Raw genomic sequence first — 14,327 nt, forward strand, 5'->3', positions numbered from 1 at the left:
CGTCAGCGACAGGTAGGCGCGTCACGACGGCCCTGCTCGGCAGAAAGTGCCCGGCAGGTGTCTACGGGCTGGCCGGCCTACGGCGTTAATAGGGCGTGACGTTCGAGGAGTACGCGTTCGCTCGCACCTCAGCGCTGGTGCGGCTCGCCCGGCTGCTGACCGGTGACGAGCACCGGGCCGAGGATCTGGTTCAGGATGTCCTCGCGCGGGCGTACGCCCGGTGGGGCCGCATCTCGCGGACGGACCGTCCCGATGCCTATGTCCGGCGCATGCTCGTCAACACCCACAACTCGTGGTGGCGTCGGCTCAGCAGCCGGGAGATCTCGGTTGCCGCGGTCCTCGATCAGGCGGGCGACGTGGACGAAGCCGCCGGGGTCGCCGAGCGCGACGCCCTGTGGCGGTTGGTCTGTGATCTGCCGGCGCGTCAGCGCACCGTGATCGTCCTGCGCTACTACGAGGATCTGGACGACACATCGATCGCCGAGATCCTGGCCTGTTCGACCGGGACGGTACGCACACACGCGAGGCGGGCCCTGGCGGCGCTGCGTCAGCGCCAGGTTGCGGCAACCCACGCATGGGCAGGAGAGCTTTGATGTTCAGTGACCTCGATGAGCAGCTCGCCACCACGCTCAAGCATCGGGCGGGCGGCGACATCGATCCGACGCCGATCGTGCAACAGGCCCGGCATCGCGGCCGGCGGTTGCGACTGCGACGAAGGGGACTGATCGCCGGCGGCGTGGCAGCGGCGTGTGTGGCTCTCACCTCGGTGGTGCTGGCGATCCCGGGCGTTCGGAGCACCGATGACCCGATCATGCCGGCCGCGGCGCTGATGCTGCCGGAGGCACAGAGCGATGGGACCGTACGCCCCGAGGAGGTCGGTGCCGATCCCGCGACGGTGCACTTCTCGACCGACACGCTGGTCAGCGATGCCAGCTCCGCGTCGTGGCGCACCGGGCGCGGCATCGAGAGCGTCGAGTTTCGGGGTCCGACCGGGGGGGCCCGTTTCGTGTTGGCGCGTACCGAAGGGTTGCTGGACGGGCTCCAGCAGACGTTGTCCTCGCAGGGGCGACCGCAGGGACGGACCGAGGTGCGGGTCGGCGACCGCTCGGGGGTCGCCTGGTTCGATCCGTCCGGCGACCGGAAGCTGTGGTTCGTCCGCTGGCAACCCGCCGACGGGCTCTGGGCCCAGGTGGACGTCTACGCGACCACCCGGGACGAGGCGGCCGGTACGGCGAGCCGGGTCCGGTTCGACGGTGCCCACCGCTGCGTCGTGCCGTTCCGCCTGGAGTCGCTGCCGCCCGACGGACGGTTGCTGGAGTGCTCGGTGACGCTCGGCCGGTCGGCGCGGGACTCTTTCGTCGAGGGCTCCCTGGTGGTCGGTGACGCATCCGGCCGTTGGCTGACTGTTCGGGCGCAACTCGCCCCGGCCGGCGACGACGCCCGGCGCGGAGATCTTGTCGCCGGCCCCTACCGGGCCCGCCGGCAAGGCAGTGACGTGCTGGAGATGGTGGTCAAGCCCTGCCACGTCGAGGCGTTCCGCAAGGGTCGGGGGAACGGCTACACCGAGGCGGAGGGCTTGGCGATCCTCGGCGGGTACCAGCCGGCTCGCGATCTCGATCGCCCGGACACCTGGTGACGCCAACGCGTGGCGCAAGTCTGGTTCATGAGCTGCGGGTCAGCCAAGACGCGTGGCTGGGCCGGTGTCTTGTTCGGGGCCCAGGAGCAGGCGCTCCACCCCGGTGATCCGCAGCACCCGTTGGGTGATTCCCTCGGCGCCTCGGATCGAGAACCGGGAGCCGACCCGGCCCGCCCGGTCCCGCGCCAGCAGGAGTACGCGCACACCCGCGGCGCTGAAGAAGCCGACGCCGGTCAGGTCGCAACAGACTTCGGGATGGCTGTCGATCGCGTTCATCAGGGCCGTGGCCAGGCGTGGGGCGGTGTCCATGTCGACGTACCCCACCGGGGCGACGACCATCCGGTCGGCCGAGATGGTCGCGGACAGGTTCGTGGGCTCGGTGTAGCGGGTCACCCGGAACGACGGCCCGGAGGAGTCGACGTCGAAAAGCCCATCCCGCTGGGGACCGGCGAGCGCCGCTGGCGTGGCCTGCCCGAGGCTGACCGCCGCCGGGAATCTGTCGAAGTGGCTCTGGAAGAACCAGGAACGCTCAGTCATAGGAGCACACGCCTCCTGTGGAAAATCCGTTACAGGATTGGCGCATGGCTTGACCAACCTCGACGATAACCGCCTGGGCAGTCGGCCGCCACTCGGCGCGTCCGCTCCTGGCCGACCTCAGCCGACGCTGCGCTGGCGGGCCGCCACCTTCCGCGGCACAGCAGTCCGCTGCCGAACGCCTACGGCAGGTTGCCCAACCCACCGCGATCACGCTTGAGACTCGGCGGTTGGGTGGCCCTCTCCACCAGTGCGGCAGCGACCTCCCGCAGTTTGCGGTTGGAGTCCTGGGAGACCTTCGCGAGGACGGCGAACGCCTCGTCGGGGGTGCAGCGGCGTTCGCCCATGATGATGCCCTTGGCCTGCTCGATGACGGCCCGGCTCTGCATGGCCAACTGCATCTGTGCGGCCAGGGTGGCGGTGGCGTCGTAGAGGTGGGCGTTGGCGAGGGCGACGGCCGCGTACCCCGCGAATGTCTGTGCGAGGGTGACCGCGTCGTCGTCGAAGGCACCCACCTTGGCCCCGTAGATGTTCAGCGCCCCGAGCACGGACTCCTGGATCGGGAACCCGATCGACAGTGAGCTGTGAGCCCCGCCCTGCACGGCTTCGGCCGCCCACTGTGGCCAGCGGGCCTCTTCGGACATGTCGGTGACGGACACGACAGCGGCGTCCCTGGCCGCCTCCAGACACGGACCCTCACCATGCTCGTACTGCAGTTCGTCGAGTCGTAGCGCCATCTCACCGCTGAACGCGGCGGTGTGCGCACCCTCCCGCTTGATCAACGTCACCGACACCTCCTCGGCTCCGGGGATCGTGCGTCGTGCCAACTCGGAGACCTGGGTCAAAATCCCAGACAGATCGGTCTCGCCGAGCTTGATCTGGCCGAGTTCGGAGATCGCCACATTGGGATCAATGGGCTGCTGTGCCATGACTTCAAGGTCCTCGTGCCCGGGGCGCGTACCAGTTGCAGGAAGGCGACGGCAGCGCGCGTGGTGATGGCGCTCCGCGAGCACGGGGCGCCGCACGGACTCGCCAACGGAGCCCGGGCGCCCGCTGCTGGACGCTGACTGACCGACGCCCAGGCGTCGGCTGCGGCGACAACTATACGACGCGGAGTGGAACGTCCCCGAAGGTGCAGCCGGATCAACTCGGGCGCAGTCGTTTGACCCCCCGGACGGCGGGGCATCGTGCTCAGACAGCGTGAACACCACGCCCCGGCTCGGAATGTGCCGATGTCAGCTCAGAAGCGCGCGAGCCGGGCCTCGACCGCACTCGACAGCGGAGGTGGGAGGCACCGATGCCAGCAGGATCGAGCCCGAAGAGAGAACGACAGTACGAGCACATCAAGGAGAGCGCGCAACAGCGGGGCGCCTCCTCCGGGCGGGCCAAGGAGATCGCGGCCCGCACGGTCAACAAGGAACGGGCCCGCTCGGGTGAGTCCCGAACGGCGAGCCGGTCCTCCCGGAACGACGTGTCGTCCGGGCACCGTGGCGGTAAGCGCTCCCACAGCGGTGCCCAGGGTCGCACCAAGGAACAGCTGTACAACGAGGCGAAGCAACGCGGCATCAAGGGCCGCTCGTCGATGTCGAAGAGCGAGCTGGAGCGGGCCCTGTCGAAGTAGCGACCGGTCGGGCATCGTGGATCCGCCGAGCCGGCTCAGACGGGCCCCAGCAGGGTGACCAGCGCGTCGTCGCCCTGGCCGAGCTGCGCAGCGCCCGTCGCTGGCGCAACCAGGAACCGGCGGCAGCCGTCGAGTTCCACGTACCGGTCGGGGCCTGCACCTTCGAGCGGGCGTAGCACCGCGAAGCGGGTCGCCGGGGTGGCACAGTCGACCACCGCCCGGCGATTGGACAGCGCCCGGAGCACACCCGCCTGGCGCTCGGCCGGCGGCGGCCCGCCGTACACGAAGTCGCCTGCGGGTTTCTCGCCTTCCTGAAGCGACGCGGGCACCTGGTAGACGCAGAGGCGCAGCGGCCCGGCGGCCGGCGGCAGCCCGGGCCCTGCCGGCCCGGGGTTACCGTTCCGGGTCTCCACCCACACCATGTCCGTCCACTGCTGCGCGCATCCGGCAGCCTCGGCCGCCGCGGATTCGATCTGCCGGATGGTACGGGTGTCCACCGTGGTCCACTGCGGCCCGGCCAACGCGGCGATCACCTCGGCGCGAGGCTTGCCGCAGGAGTCCGTCGGGATGTGGGGCCGCAGCCAACGCCCCCGGTCGTCCACCAGGGCCAACCACGGCGGGATGACCATCTCGAGGGTGCAGGCGACCTCCCCGCCGGTCTGCTCGCTGGGCAGGCGCAGCGCGGTGAGCAGCGGTGCGATCTGCTCGGCGCGTCGCTCGGTGGCGATCTGCTCCTGGCCGCCGTTGGGGCCCGGCCGAATCTCGCGCCCGCAGATCACGGCCGCGACCGGGGTGAACGCCCGGTCGATGCGACCGGGCGTCGGCTCCTTCACGGCCGGCGGCGACGTCTCCGCGTTCGGCACCGTGATCATCTCGCCGGCCCGGGGCGCCGCCTCGGCGCAGGAGGTCCACCCATCGACGATCTGGGCCGGAGCGGGCTCGTCGGCCCCGCCCGGCCCGATGTCCGTGCCACCGCAGCCACCCAGCGCCATGCCGAGCAGTGCCACCGCCAGTACCGTCCGGGACGAACGCATCCGGCTCACCACCCTTCCACCGGGGATGAGACGGACGACAGACGCGTCCGGTTCCGGCCGGCCGGGCCGCGGCGTGACGCGGGTGACCGGTGGGGACGTCGCCGTCTGGACCCGGGGCGTCCGTCGGCAGAATGGCCGAATGGCACATCTGGGACTTGTCGCGCTGCTGGTCAGGGAGTACGACGAGGCGATCGGCTTCTACGTCGGCGACCTCGGTTTCGAACTGGTGGAGGACACCGCCCGACCGGACGGTTCACGCTGGGTGGTGGTCCGCCCGGCGGGGGCCAGGGAGACTGCCCTGCTGCTGGCCCGGCCGAGCAGCACCGAGCAGCAGGCTCGGATCGGCGACCAGACCGGCGGCCGGGTCGGGCTGTTCCTCTACACGGAGGATTTCGCTCGGGACCACGCCCGGATGGTGGCGGCCGGGGTGCGTTTTCTGGAGGAACCGCGGCACGAGGCGTACGGTTCGGTAGCGGTGTTCGTCGATCTCTACGGCAACCGCTGGGACCTTCTTCAGCCCCGCAGCACAGAGTGACACATTAGCGACACTCCGCACGCAAGCGATCACTCCGTCACGGTCCCCATGCTATTGTCCGATGTCGATCTACGCCGCGTGGACCCGGACCGGGTCGTTGTCGGAAGGACACTTCCCGATGCCGGCCGTTGCCACCCCAACCGTGCCGCCGCCCACGCTGGACAATCCGGCCGGCGGGGCCCTGGGCCTCATCTTCACCACGTTGCCAGCGCTGCTGCGGCTGAGCTGCGGGCTGTTCGGCGCGGCGGTGGCCGTGTCGGTGCAGACCCCGCCGGTGGAGCAGGCGGTGTTGCTGCCCGCCGTGGCAGTGCTGACCGGCTGGTCTCTCTGGTACGCGCACCGCGCCTTGCGCCACGGCATCGGCCCCGGCCTCGTCGCCGGTGACGTGGCGGTCACCGCGCTGACCTGCCTGCTCATCCCGGTGTTGGTGGCGCCCGAGGTGCTGCCCGGCGAGGGCAGTTGGATCGCCGTGCTGGCCAGCACCACGGTGATCAACACACAGGCCACGACCTCGGCACGCTGGTCGATCCCGGCCGGGCTACTCGTGATGGCCACCTACGTGACCGGGGCGCAGGCCGCCGGCAACCCCATCGAAGCTCGGGCGCACGCGGCCACGCTACTGGTCCAGACCGCCTGCACGGCGATGATGGCGGCGGTCATGCGCCGACGCATCGGCCGGGCGGACCGCGCCTTCGTCGAACACCAGCGGATGACCCGGGAGGCGTTGGTCGCGCGCGCCGCCCGCGAGGCCGAACGCCAGCAGAACCGCGACCTGCACGACACAGTGCTCGGGACGCTGACCATGGTGGGGCTGGGCGCGGTGGCCGGACCCTCTGTCGTCTTCCGGGACCGGTGCGCGGCCGACCTGCGTACCCTCGTCTCGCTCACCGACGTCGGCCCGGTGGCCGGCGACGGCCCGGTGCCGCTCGACGGGCGGTTGCGGTTGGTGGTCGGCCGGCTGCCCGAGCTTGCGGTACGGCTGGACCTGGCGTCCTGCGCGGTCCCGGTCGGGGTGGCCGACGCGATCAGCGAGAGCGCCTACGCGGCGTTGTCCAACGTGGTCCGCCACGCGCCGGGCGCCGGGGCCACGCTGCGGCTGAGCCGCGACGCGATCGGCGTCGTGGTCGAGGTCGCCGACGACGGCCCCGGCTTCGACCTGGCCACCGTCCCACCGCACCGGTACGGGTTGCGCGAGTCGATCCGCGGCCGGATGGCGACGGTTGGTGGGCGGGCCGTCGTGCACTCGGCCGTCGGCGCGGGCACCCGGATTCGGCTGGAGTGGCCCGGTGTCGGCTGACCTGAACGCCCCGGCGCACCCCACCGACGCGCCGGAGGCACCGAACCGCACCAGCGTCCCGACCCCCCGCGAGCCGGACTCCCCCACGGCGCTCGCCGCGCCGGCCGCCGTGGCGCACGCGTCCGACCGGGGTGCCCGGATCGCCGCCGTCGCCATCGCGTTGGCCTGGCACGTCGCGATCGCGCTACCGGCGGTGCTGTCCGCCCGCGCGGAGTTCGCCGCACCAGCGGTGGTGCTCGGCGCCTGGATCCTGGTCGCCGTGACCGGAGCGGTGGCCGGGGTACGACTGCTGCAAGGCTCGCCACTGCCGCCGTGGCCGCTGGCCGGGCTGCTGCTGGTCGTCGACGCGGCCGTCTTCGCCGCGGCCGGTGAGCGGCAGTTGTTCACCGCCGCCAACTGGGTGTGGGGCACGCTCGGCTGGTTCTTCGTGCTGGCGGTGTGGGGTCGGCGCGTCGTGGGGCTGATCGCGCTCCTCAGCACGCACGCGTTGATCGCGCTGGTCGCCGTACTCGTGCACGGCCCCGATCCGGCCGACGTGGCGCGCTACGTGATGTACGTCTACGGCACGTTCTCCCTGCCGGTGGCGGTCTTCGTGGGCAGCACGGTCATCGTCGGCCTGGCTCGGGAACGGGCCGCCGTCTCGGCCGCCGGTCACGCGATGGCCGCGGAGCGGGATGCCGCCGAGCGGGGCCTTCGGGAACGCCGGGACCGGCTCGCTCTGGTCAGCTCGGCGGCCGGGCGGGTCCTCGGGGACCTGGCCGGCGGCCAGGCCGACCCGGACGACCCGGAGGTGCAGCGCCGGTGCATGCTGGCCGCCGCCCGGCTGCGCCGGCTGATCGCCGAGTCCGACGATGTGCCCGACCCGCTGTTGCACGAGTTGCGAGCCGCTGCCGATCTGGCGGAACGCAACGGCCTACCGATCGACCTGGTCACCATCGGCACCCCGCCGCCGCTGCCGGTGGAGGTCCGCCGCCGGCTGGCCGACCCGCTCACCGGCACCCTGGCCGACGCCCGGGGATGGGCGCGCCTGACCGTGGTCTCCGGCCTGGACGAGGTGGTGGTCAGCCTCGTCACGCCGGACCGGGAGGGGCCGGAGTCGACCGGCCCGCCCCTCGGGGAGCACGACGACGGGCCGGTGCAGTACCTCTACGAACGGGACGGGAACATCAGATGGGCGCAGACCCGGTGGCGGCGGTGACCGGCGATCGGCCGGTCGGGGTGGCGATCGTCGACGACCATCCGGTGGTGGTCGAGGGGGTCCGCGCCTGGCTCGCCACCGAGCCTCGTCTGACGGTGCTCGCCACCGGCGACGACCCGGACGCGGTGCTGCGGGCGGCGCCGCACGCCGATGTGATCCTGCTCGATCTGCGGCTGCACGGGCGGATGGCGTTGGACAAGTTGGCCGAGCTGAGCGCCGCCGGGCGGCGGGTGGTGGTCTATTCGGAGCACACCGACCCGCAGACGATGCTCGCCGCGCTGGACGCCGGGGCGGTGGCGTTCCTGGCCAAGCACGAGGGCCGGGAACACTGCGTGGAAACGGTGCTGGCCGCCGCGAGCGACCGCCCGTACGTGCCACCGGCGCTGGCCGGTGCGATGGTCGGCGACCCGCGGCCGGACCGGCCGATGTTGTCCGACAAGGAACGTGAGGCGCTGCTGCTCTGGTTCCAGTCGATGTCCAAGGCGTCGGTGGCTCGGCGGATGCAGATCAGCGAGCACACAGTGAAGCAGTACGTCGACCGGGCGCGGATCAAGTACACCCGGGCGGGGCGACCAGCAGCCACAAAGGCGGCGCTACTCGCCCGTGCGATCGAGGACGGTCTCGTCCGCCCGGAGGAGATCGGCATCTACCGGTCACAGGCGACACACGACCGGCCGACCCCCTAACAGGCGTCATGACAGGGGCGCTCCGGTCCGGAAGGCTTCAGTACACAGCCAGCTGACCGGAAGGTCGTGACGATGCACGCCGACGCGTCCCCCTTCTTCATCGGTCCCCACCGGTTCGACGCCCCCGACGACGACGTGGGCCCGACCCTGGACCGCCGCTACAACCTGCGACCGATGCTCGGCGAACGGTTGCTCGGACGACACCGGCTGCTGGTCGCGGGCTACCTGCTCGGGCCGAGCGAGGTGCGCCGCCGTTGGCAGTTGCCCGAGCCGGTCGCGGTGACCGTCACCGACCAGCGGATCTGCTGGGTGGGCAGTGGCTCGCAGCTGTCGCTGGTCGCCGACGGCACGCACCGGGCCCGACCGCCGGCTCGACTGAACGGCCTGATGAGCGGTCAGATCCGCTGGCAGTGGCCGTCCCGGTTGGAGCTGCCGACGAGCGCGCCGGACGCCCCGGCACAGTTGCTGATCGTCTGCGACGCGCTGCGCACCATTCAGCAGCCGGCGTTGGCCCTCAGCGGAACGACCGCCGAGGTCGTGGCGCTGGCCCGGCAGGTCCGCCGGGCGGTGGCCATGTTCCGGCTCAACCGTCCACAACTGGTCGACCTCTCGGCCCAGGAGCGCGACGTGCTGCTGCTGCGGGCCGGCCCCGGTCTGCTCGCCGGGGACACCCGGATCACGCTGCCCGGCTCGTTGCCGGTGGAGTTCCACTCCCGGGACGACTACTACCGCTCGAGACCGGATCCGACCTCGTGGGGCGGGCTCGCAGGCGGCGCAGCATCCGGGCATCGGTGAAGCCGACGGCCCGCGCGGCGGCCTCCACTGTGGTGCCGTGCCCGATCAGGTGCTCGGCCCGTTCCACCCGGAGCAGCTGCTGGTAGCCGAGCGGGGTGAGGCCGGTGCTCGCCCGGAAGAGCCGGGTCAGGGTTCGTTCGGCCACACCGCCGGCGGCGGCCAGTTCGGCCAGCGGCAGGGGCTCTGCGTACCGGCTGTCGATCAGATCCTGCACCCGGTGCACCGAGTCGGACAGGTGTGAGCGGTGCCGCATCAACGCGCTGGCCTGCGGCTCGTGCCCGTTGCGGCGGGCGTAGACGACCAGCGTGCGGGCGATCTTCGCGGCGGTCGCCGGGCCGTGCCGGGTCGCCACCAGGTGCAGCGCCACGTCGATGCCACTGGCGATGCCCGCCGAGGTGACCACCCGGTCGTCCACCACGTACAGCACGTCGCGGACGACCTGGGCCGCCGGATGCCGGCGGGCCAGGTCGTCCTGCACCTCGTGGTGGGTGGTGCAGCGTCGGCCGTCGAGCAGCCCGGCCCGCCCGAGCGCGTACGCCCCGGCGCAGACACTGGCCACCGTGCCACCGGCCGCGTGGTGCTCGGCGAGCCGCCGCAGGTCGCCGGGTGACACCGGTCCCTGCGGCCCGTGCGCCGCCGGCCGCCAACCGGGCACGATCAGCAGGTCGTCCGGGGCCAGCTCGGGCCACCGGGTGTCGGCGACCAGCGGCACGCCCTGCACGGTGGGAACCTGCTCGCGCTCCGCGACGTAGTGCAGTTGATAGTCGTACCCGAGGTCGGCGGCGCTGGAGAAGACCTGAGCCGGCCCGGCGAGGTCCAGCAGATGCAGCTGCGGGACCAGCAGGAAGACGACCCGGGTCACGACGTCAGCCCCGGCTGCCGGCGAGGGTCGCGCCGGTGACCTCGTCCACGGTGCGGATGGTCGCGAAACGGCCAGCCAGCGCGTACTCGGTGCGGGTCACGATTTCCTCGTTGGTCAGGGTGCGCGGGTCGGCGAGGATCTCCGCGACCGTGGCGGTCTCCGGCAGGTCCCGGTGTGGGATGGGGAAGGTCAGCGTGGCGTCGGTGACGAAGGTCATCCGGTAGCCGAGGTCCGCGCCGACCCGGGTGGTGGTCTCCACACACTGCTCGGTGCGGATGCCGCAGACGGTGATGTCGGTGATGCCCGCCTGGGTGAGCAGTTGCTGGAGATTCGTGGTGGTGAACGCGTTGTGCGCGGTCTTGACCAGCGTCGGCTCACCCTCGGCGGGGACCAACCCGTCGATCAGCCGGACGTAGGAGAGGGCGGGGTCGAACAACCCGCCCGTGCCGGGCTCCGAGTGCAGGACCCAGACCACCAGGTCGCCGCGCTGCCGGGCGGCAGCCACCAGCCGGTCGACCTGGCGGAGCATGTCGGGGTTGGAGCCGTACGCCCAGATCGGGCGCTGACGGAAGGACTCTTGCACGTCGATCACGACGAGTGCTGCTCTGCTCATGACGTCGATCCTGGTCGGACGGCGTTCGCGCCGGCAGACACCATTCTGTCCGGGTGCGGAACGATCCGGCCAACTAGGCGCGTGTCGAGGCCCCTGGCGTCAGGCGCTGGGGGCGCGGTGCTCGGCGGCGGCGTCCATAGCGGCGGCCTCCTCCGGTGTGGGCGCGCTGCCGCCCAGGTGCGCGGGCTGCCACCAGGTGTCGTCCGGGCCGGCGGGGGTGTCCGGATAATCCCGCTGCGCCCGGTCCACGAGGGCGCTGAGCCGGGTGGTCAGCTCGGCGGCCAGCACGTTCGGGTCCGGGAAGTCCGCCGGGTCGATCGGCTCGCCGATCAGGATGGTGATCGGCGTGTGCCGACGGGTCAGAGTGCGCGGGCGACCCTTGGTCCAGAGGCGCTGGGTGCCCCACAACGCGACCGGCAGCACCGGCACCTTCGCCGAGCGGGCCATCCGGACCGTGCCGCTCTTGAGCTCCTTGACTGTGAACGACCGGCTGATCGTCGCCTCGGGGAAGACGCCGACGACCTCGCCCTGCTTGAGCGCGCCCACCGCGGCGCGGAACGAGGCCGCGCCGGCCTGCCGGTCCACCGGAATGTGCCGCATGCCACGCATCAGCGGGCCGGAGATCTTGTGCGTGAAGACCGAATCCTTGGCCATGAAGCGGACCAGCCGGCCCGACGCGTTCGCGCCCAGACCGGCGAAGATGAAGTCGAGGTAGCTGACGTGGTTGCTGGCCAGCACGGCGCCGCCCGTGCGGGGTACGTGGTGGGCGCCCTCGATGGTGATCTTCAGGTCGAGGACCCGGAACAGCGTCTTGGCGGCGGCGATAACGGGCGGGTACACGAGCTCCGGCATTCGCAGAATCTACCCTGACCGGCTGGGGATCGGCTGGGTGGAGAACCGGCGGCGACGCGGGTGGCGCGCCACCGCCGGTTCGGCGGTCCGGTCGGTCAGTCGCCGAGCTTGTCCAGGTCCAGTCGACCCCGGGCGAACGCGTCCACCCGGCCCCAACGGCCCGGGATGTCCAGCACCTCGATGCGACCCATCCCCACCGGCAGCCGCGGCTCGACCGCCAGGTGACCCTCGTGCGGCTCCAGACCGAGCATGGTGCGCAGCAGCAGGAGCGGCGTACCGGTCGACCAGGCCTGCGGACTGCACGCCGTCGGATACTCCACCGGGAACTTCGTCAGCTCCCGCGGATAGCCGCCGAACGCCTCCGGCAACCGGCCGTCGAAGTAGGTGGCCGCGTCCAGGATGCCGTTGGCGATGGTCGCGGCCTCGTCGGCGAAGCCGTAACGGCGCAGACCCCAGGCGATGAACGAGTTGTCGAACGGCCAGATCGTGCCGTTGTGGTAGCCGATGGGGTTGTAGCGGGCCTCCCCCTCGGCGAGGGTGCGCACCCCCCAGCCGGAGAAGAGCCGCGGCCCGACCAGGTGCGCGGCGAGCTTCTCCGCCCGCTCGGGTTCGACGATCCCGCTCCACAGCAGGTGGCCGATGTTGGAGCTGAGGATGTCGCACTGCCGGCCGTCCGGGTCCAGGGCCAGGGCGAAGTACTCGCCGTCGTCCACCCACCAGTCCCGGTTGAACCGCTCTTTCAGCTCTGCCGCCTCCCGCTCCAACTGGTCGGCGAACTCCGGGTCACCCCAGAACTCCCGCGCCAACCGGGCCGCGCGGACCTTCGCGTCGTACGCGTACCCCTGCACCTCGCAGGTGGCCCGTGGGAACGGTGGTAGCGTGCCGTCGGAGTAGGAGATCGAGTCCCAGGAGTCCTTCCAGCACTGGTTCTCCAGGCCGGTGTCGGTGTTGCGTCGCTCGTACCAGATGTAGCCGGTGCCGACCAGGTCGGCGTAGTTGTCGATCCACCTCAGCGCGGCCCGGGACTCCTGCTCCAACTCCTTGACCAGCGCGACGTCCCCGCTCCACCGCTCGTACTCGTCGAGCAGCACGATGAACAGCGGCGTCGCGTCGACCGAGCCGTAGTACGGCGAGTGTGGCTGTTCCTCGAAGGCCGCGGTCTCGCCGTAGCGCATCTCGTGCAGGATGCGCCCCGGGTCCTCGTCCCGAAAGTCGTCGAACCGGCTGCCCTGCAGGGACGCCAGGATGCGCAGCGTCGTCTTCGACAGTTGCGGGGTGAACGGCAGTGTCTGCAGGCAGGTGAGGATGCTGTCCCGGCCGAACATGGTCATGAACCAGGGCAGACCGGCGGCGGGCAGGGTGGCGCCGCCCAGCGACAGCGGCGAGAAGCGCAGCGCCGCCAGGTCGATCAGACTGCGCCGGTACGTGCTGGCCACCCGGCCGTGCTCGCTGTTGACCTTCGGTGCGTCGGCGATCCACTTCTCCAGGTCGTGCTGGAGAGCGAGCCGCTCGGTGCCGTGCTGGCGCAGCCCGAACCGCAGGTCCCGGCCGCCGGGCCCGACCGCGTGGGTCTGGACGTCGATCGAGGCATCCCACTGCTCGTTGGGCTCCAGGTGCACTGTGTACGCGAAGCCTTTGCTGTCGTACCGGGCCGACATCGACGACGAGATGACCGTCTCCCGCCGGAAGTTCCCCCGCCGGTACCCCAGCCGCAGCCGGTCCGACTCCACCTCGGTGTAGATCTCGCCCTTCTTGTTCAGGATCTCGTCCTTGACCTGGAACAGGTCGGCGAAGTCCGACGCCGCGTCCATCCGGACTTCCAGGTCGACCGGCTTCTCGTCGTGGTTGAGGATGGTCAGCTGCTCACAGAAGCTGCCGCCCACCGTGCGCTCCCGGATGATCGACAACTTCGCGTCCACGTAGTGCGTGGCCATCCCCGGGACCAGGAAGAATCGCGACTCGAAGTACTGCAGGTCGTCGTAGGAGAGCGAGTTGAGTCGCTCACCGTTGACGGTCAGCACCCAGGTCGACAGGAACCGGGTGTCGATGGAGAAGAGCCCGGTGGGCTCGCTCGGCGTCGCCTCGATGTCACCGGTGTCCTCGCAGACGACGAACGTGTTGCCGTCCAGGATCCGGATCGTGTTGCTCTGCCCCATCAGTGCACCTCCCCGGCGAATCGCCGACGCGGCCCGCGGGCGTCCGGGGAACCCGGGAAGATCCGCTCCACCTGTACGACGAGACGCGCGTCGCCCGACACCGTCATGTCCCCCCGCAACAGCGCGGCCAGGCCGTGCTCACGCCCCGAGGCGATGTCGTCGAAGAGGACCGGGCTCGCGCCGATCACCGTGTCGGCCTCCTGGTCCTCCTGACTGACGTTCAGCCGGCCGTGGTCGATCCTCAGCAGCCAGTGTCGGGTCTGCGCCCCCTCGTGCAGGTCGATCCTCAGCGTCCCGGAGGTCTTGGCCAGCAGGGGTTCGTACCCCCGCCGGTCCAGGTCCTCGAAGAACCTCGTGGTCGCGTCCACCATCGGGTCCACTCCTCCCAGTTGCCGGGCCGGGGATCCCACCCACCGCGCTCGCGTCGCACGGACGGCCGGCGTTGCACGTCCCCGCACGGGTCCCCGCCGCTCCCCCGCTCAACCTCGCCCAATTCGGGTGACCCGTC

Annotated in this window: 16 protein-coding genes; 8 read left to right on the plus strand and 8 right to left on the minus strand. The window is 71.3% G+C overall.

Going from position 1 to position 14,327, the window contains the following annotated elements:
* Nucleotides 1-95: 95 nt before the first annotated feature.
* Together GA0070561_RS24335 and GA0070561_RS24340 are read left to right on the plus strand one after the other, a co-directional pair.
* The gene (locus tag GA0070561_RS24335; RefSeq protein WP_091405565.1) at nt 96-593 is read left to right on the plus strand and encodes a SigE family RNA polymerase sigma factor; all 498 of its coding nucleotides are present in this window, start codon (nt 96-98) and stop codon (nt 591-593) included.
* A complete protein-coding gene (locus GA0070561_RS24340; protein ID WP_091405568.1) occupies nt 593-1,636 on the plus strand; it encodes a hypothetical protein in 1,044 nt (347 codons plus the stop codon). Before GA0070561_RS24335 ends, GA0070561_RS24340 begins: the two co-directional genes overlap by 1 nt.
* A 39-nt stretch (nt 1,637-1,675) precedes the next feature.
* Here GA0070561_RS24340 and GA0070561_RS24345 read toward each other — a convergent pair whose 3' ends face one another.
* Both GA0070561_RS24345 and GA0070561_RS24350 read right to left on the minus strand, forming a co-directional pair.
* Nucleotides 1,676-2,173, minus strand: coding sequence for an STAS domain-containing protein (locus GA0070561_RS24345; protein ID WP_091405571.1), 498 nt, complete (start codon nt 2,171-2,173; stop codon nt 1,676-1,678).
* A 179-nt stretch (nt 2,174-2,352) separates the two neighbouring features.
* Nucleotides 2,353-3,099, minus strand: a complete 747-nt coding sequence (locus GA0070561_RS24350; protein WP_091405575.1) for a GAF and ANTAR domain-containing protein — start codon at nt 3,097-3,099, stop codon at nt 2,353-2,355.
* Nucleotides 3,100-3,467: 368 nt separating this feature from the next.
* Here GA0070561_RS24350 and GA0070561_RS24355 point away from each other — a divergent pair, with 368 nt between their 5' ends.
* Nucleotides 3,468-3,791: a plasmid stabilization protein gene (locus tag GA0070561_RS24355; RefSeq protein WP_091405580.1), complete on the plus strand. Its 324-nt coding sequence runs from the start codon at nt 3,468-3,470 to the stop codon at nt 3,789-3,791.
* A gap of 35 nt (nt 3,792-3,826) precedes the next feature.
* On the opposite strand, the gene GA0070561_RS24360 is transcribed toward GA0070561_RS24355, so the two are convergent.
* Complete coding sequence (locus tag GA0070561_RS24360; RefSeq protein WP_091405583.1) at nt 3,827-4,825, minus strand: hypothetical protein; 999 nt, start codon at nt 4,823-4,825, stop codon at nt 3,827-3,829.
* Nucleotides 4,826-4,964: 139 nt separating this feature from the next.
* On the opposite strand from GA0070561_RS24360, the gene GA0070561_RS24365 reads away from it, so the two are divergent.
* The 5 genes from GA0070561_RS24365 to GA0070561_RS24385 all read left to right on the plus strand — a co-directional run bounded on the left by GA0070561_RS24365 (nt 4,965) and on the right by GA0070561_RS24385 (nt 9,336).
* A complete protein-coding gene (locus GA0070561_RS24365) occupies nt 4,965-5,360 on the plus strand; it encodes a VOC family protein (protein WP_091406449.1) in 396 nt (131 codons plus the stop codon).
* Nucleotides 5,361-5,478: 118 nt separating this feature from the next.
* A complete protein-coding gene (locus tag GA0070561_RS24370) occupies nt 5,479-6,657 on the plus strand; it encodes a sensor histidine kinase (protein WP_091406451.1) in 1,179 nt (392 codons plus the stop codon).
* The gene (locus GA0070561_RS24375) at nt 6,647-7,855 is read left to right on the plus strand and encodes a hypothetical protein (protein WP_208603855.1); all 1,209 of its coding nucleotides are present in this window, start codon (nt 6,647-6,649) and stop codon (nt 7,853-7,855) included. The genes GA0070561_RS24370 and GA0070561_RS24375 overlap by 11 nt, the downstream gene beginning before the upstream one ends.
* Complete coding sequence (locus tag GA0070561_RS24380; protein ID WP_091405585.1) at nt 7,828-8,541, plus strand: response regulator; 714 nt, start codon at nt 7,828-7,830, stop codon at nt 8,539-8,541. Before GA0070561_RS24375 ends, GA0070561_RS24380 begins: the two co-directional genes overlap by 28 nt.
* 72 nt (nt 8,542-8,613) lie before the next feature.
* Nucleotides 8,614-9,336, plus strand: a complete 723-nt coding sequence (locus tag GA0070561_RS24385) for a hypothetical protein (protein ID WP_141710450.1) — start codon at nt 8,614-8,616, stop codon at nt 9,334-9,336.
* Here GA0070561_RS24385 and GA0070561_RS24390 read toward each other — a convergent pair.
* The 5 genes from GA0070561_RS24390 to GA0070561_RS24410 form a co-directional block, all read right to left on the minus strand.
* Nucleotides 9,218-10,198 (minus strand): GlxA family transcriptional regulator, encoded by a 981-nt coding sequence (locus GA0070561_RS24390; protein WP_091405587.1) that lies wholly within the window; start codon nt 10,196-10,198, stop codon nt 9,218-9,220. The genes GA0070561_RS24385 and GA0070561_RS24390 overlap by 119 nt on opposite strands.
* A 4-nt stretch (nt 10,199-10,202) precedes the next feature.
* Nucleotides 10,203-10,811: an isochorismatase family protein gene (locus GA0070561_RS24395; protein ID WP_091405589.1), complete on the minus strand. Its 609-nt coding sequence runs from the start codon at nt 10,809-10,811 to the stop codon at nt 10,203-10,205.
* A gap of 99 nt (nt 10,812-10,910) precedes the next feature.
* Nucleotides 10,911-11,663, minus strand: a complete 753-nt coding sequence (locus GA0070561_RS24400) for a lysophospholipid acyltransferase family protein (protein WP_091405591.1) — start codon at nt 11,661-11,663, stop codon at nt 10,911-10,913.
* Between the two features lie 95 nt (nt 11,664-11,758).
* On the minus strand, nt 11,759-13,819 hold the full coding sequence (locus tag GA0070561_RS24405; RefSeq protein ID WP_091405594.1) for an amylo-alpha-1,6-glucosidase: 2,061 nt from the start codon (nt 13,817-13,819) through the stop codon (nt 11,759-11,761).
* Nucleotides 13,819-14,190, minus strand: coding sequence for an SCP2 sterol-binding domain-containing protein (locus GA0070561_RS24410; protein WP_091405597.1), 372 nt, complete (start codon nt 14,188-14,190; stop codon nt 13,819-13,821). Before GA0070561_RS24410 ends, GA0070561_RS24405 begins: the two co-directional genes overlap by 1 nt.
* Nucleotides 14,191-14,327 lie beyond the last annotated feature (137 nt).

This window comes from Micromonospora saelicesensis, from assembly GCF_900091575.1.
In the GTDB taxonomy this organism is placed as follows: domain Bacteria; phylum Actinomycetota; class Actinomycetes; order Mycobacteriales; family Micromonosporaceae; genus Micromonospora; species Micromonospora saelicesensis.

Coding starts and splice junctions, on each gene's coding strand:
- GA0070561_RS24340 (WP_091405568.1), top strand. CDS start 593: ATGTTCAGTGACCTCGATGAGCAGCTCGCCACCACGCTCAAGCATCGG.
- GA0070561_RS24345 (WP_091405571.1), bottom strand. CDS start 2,173: ATGACTGAGCGTTCCTGGTTCTTCCAGAGCCACTTCGACAGATTCCCG.
- GA0070561_RS24350 (WP_091405575.1), bottom strand. CDS start 3,099: ATGGCACAGCAGCCCATTGATCCCAATGTGGCGATCTCCGAACTCGGC.
- GA0070561_RS24355 (WP_091405580.1), top strand. CDS start 3,468: ATGCCAGCAGGATCGAGCCCGAAGAGAGAACGACAGTACGAGCACATC.
- GA0070561_RS24360 (WP_091405583.1), bottom strand. CDS start 4,825: ATGCGTTCGTCCCGGACGGTACTGGCGGTGGCACTGCTCGGCATGGCG.
- GA0070561_RS24365 (WP_091406449.1), top strand. CDS start 4,965: ATGGCACATCTGGGACTTGTCGCGCTGCTGGTCAGGGAGTACGACGAG.
- GA0070561_RS24370 (WP_091406451.1), top strand. CDS start 5,479: ATGCCGGCCGTTGCCACCCCAACCGTGCCGCCGCCCACGCTGGACAAT.
- GA0070561_RS24380 (WP_091405585.1), top strand. CDS start 7,828: ATGGGCGCAGACCCGGTGGCGGCGGTGACCGGCGATCGGCCGGTCGGG.
- GA0070561_RS24385 (WP_141710450.1), top strand. CDS start 8,614: ATGCACGCCGACGCGTCCCCCTTCTTCATCGGTCCCCACCGGTTCGAC.
- GA0070561_RS24395 (WP_091405589.1), bottom strand. CDS start 10,811: ATGAGCAGAGCAGCACTCGTCGTGATCGACGTGCAAGAGTCCTTCCGT.
- GA0070561_RS24400 (WP_091405591.1), bottom strand. CDS start 11,663: ATGCCGGAGCTCGTGTACCCGCCCGTTATCGCCGCCGCCAAGACGCTG.
- GA0070561_RS24405 (WP_091405594.1), bottom strand. CDS start 13,819: ATGGGGCAGAGCAACACGATCCGGATCCTGGACGGCAACACGTTCGTC.
- GA0070561_RS24410 (WP_091405597.1), bottom strand. CDS start 14,190: ATGGTGGACGCGACCACGAGGTTCTTCGAGGACCTGGACCGGCGGGGG.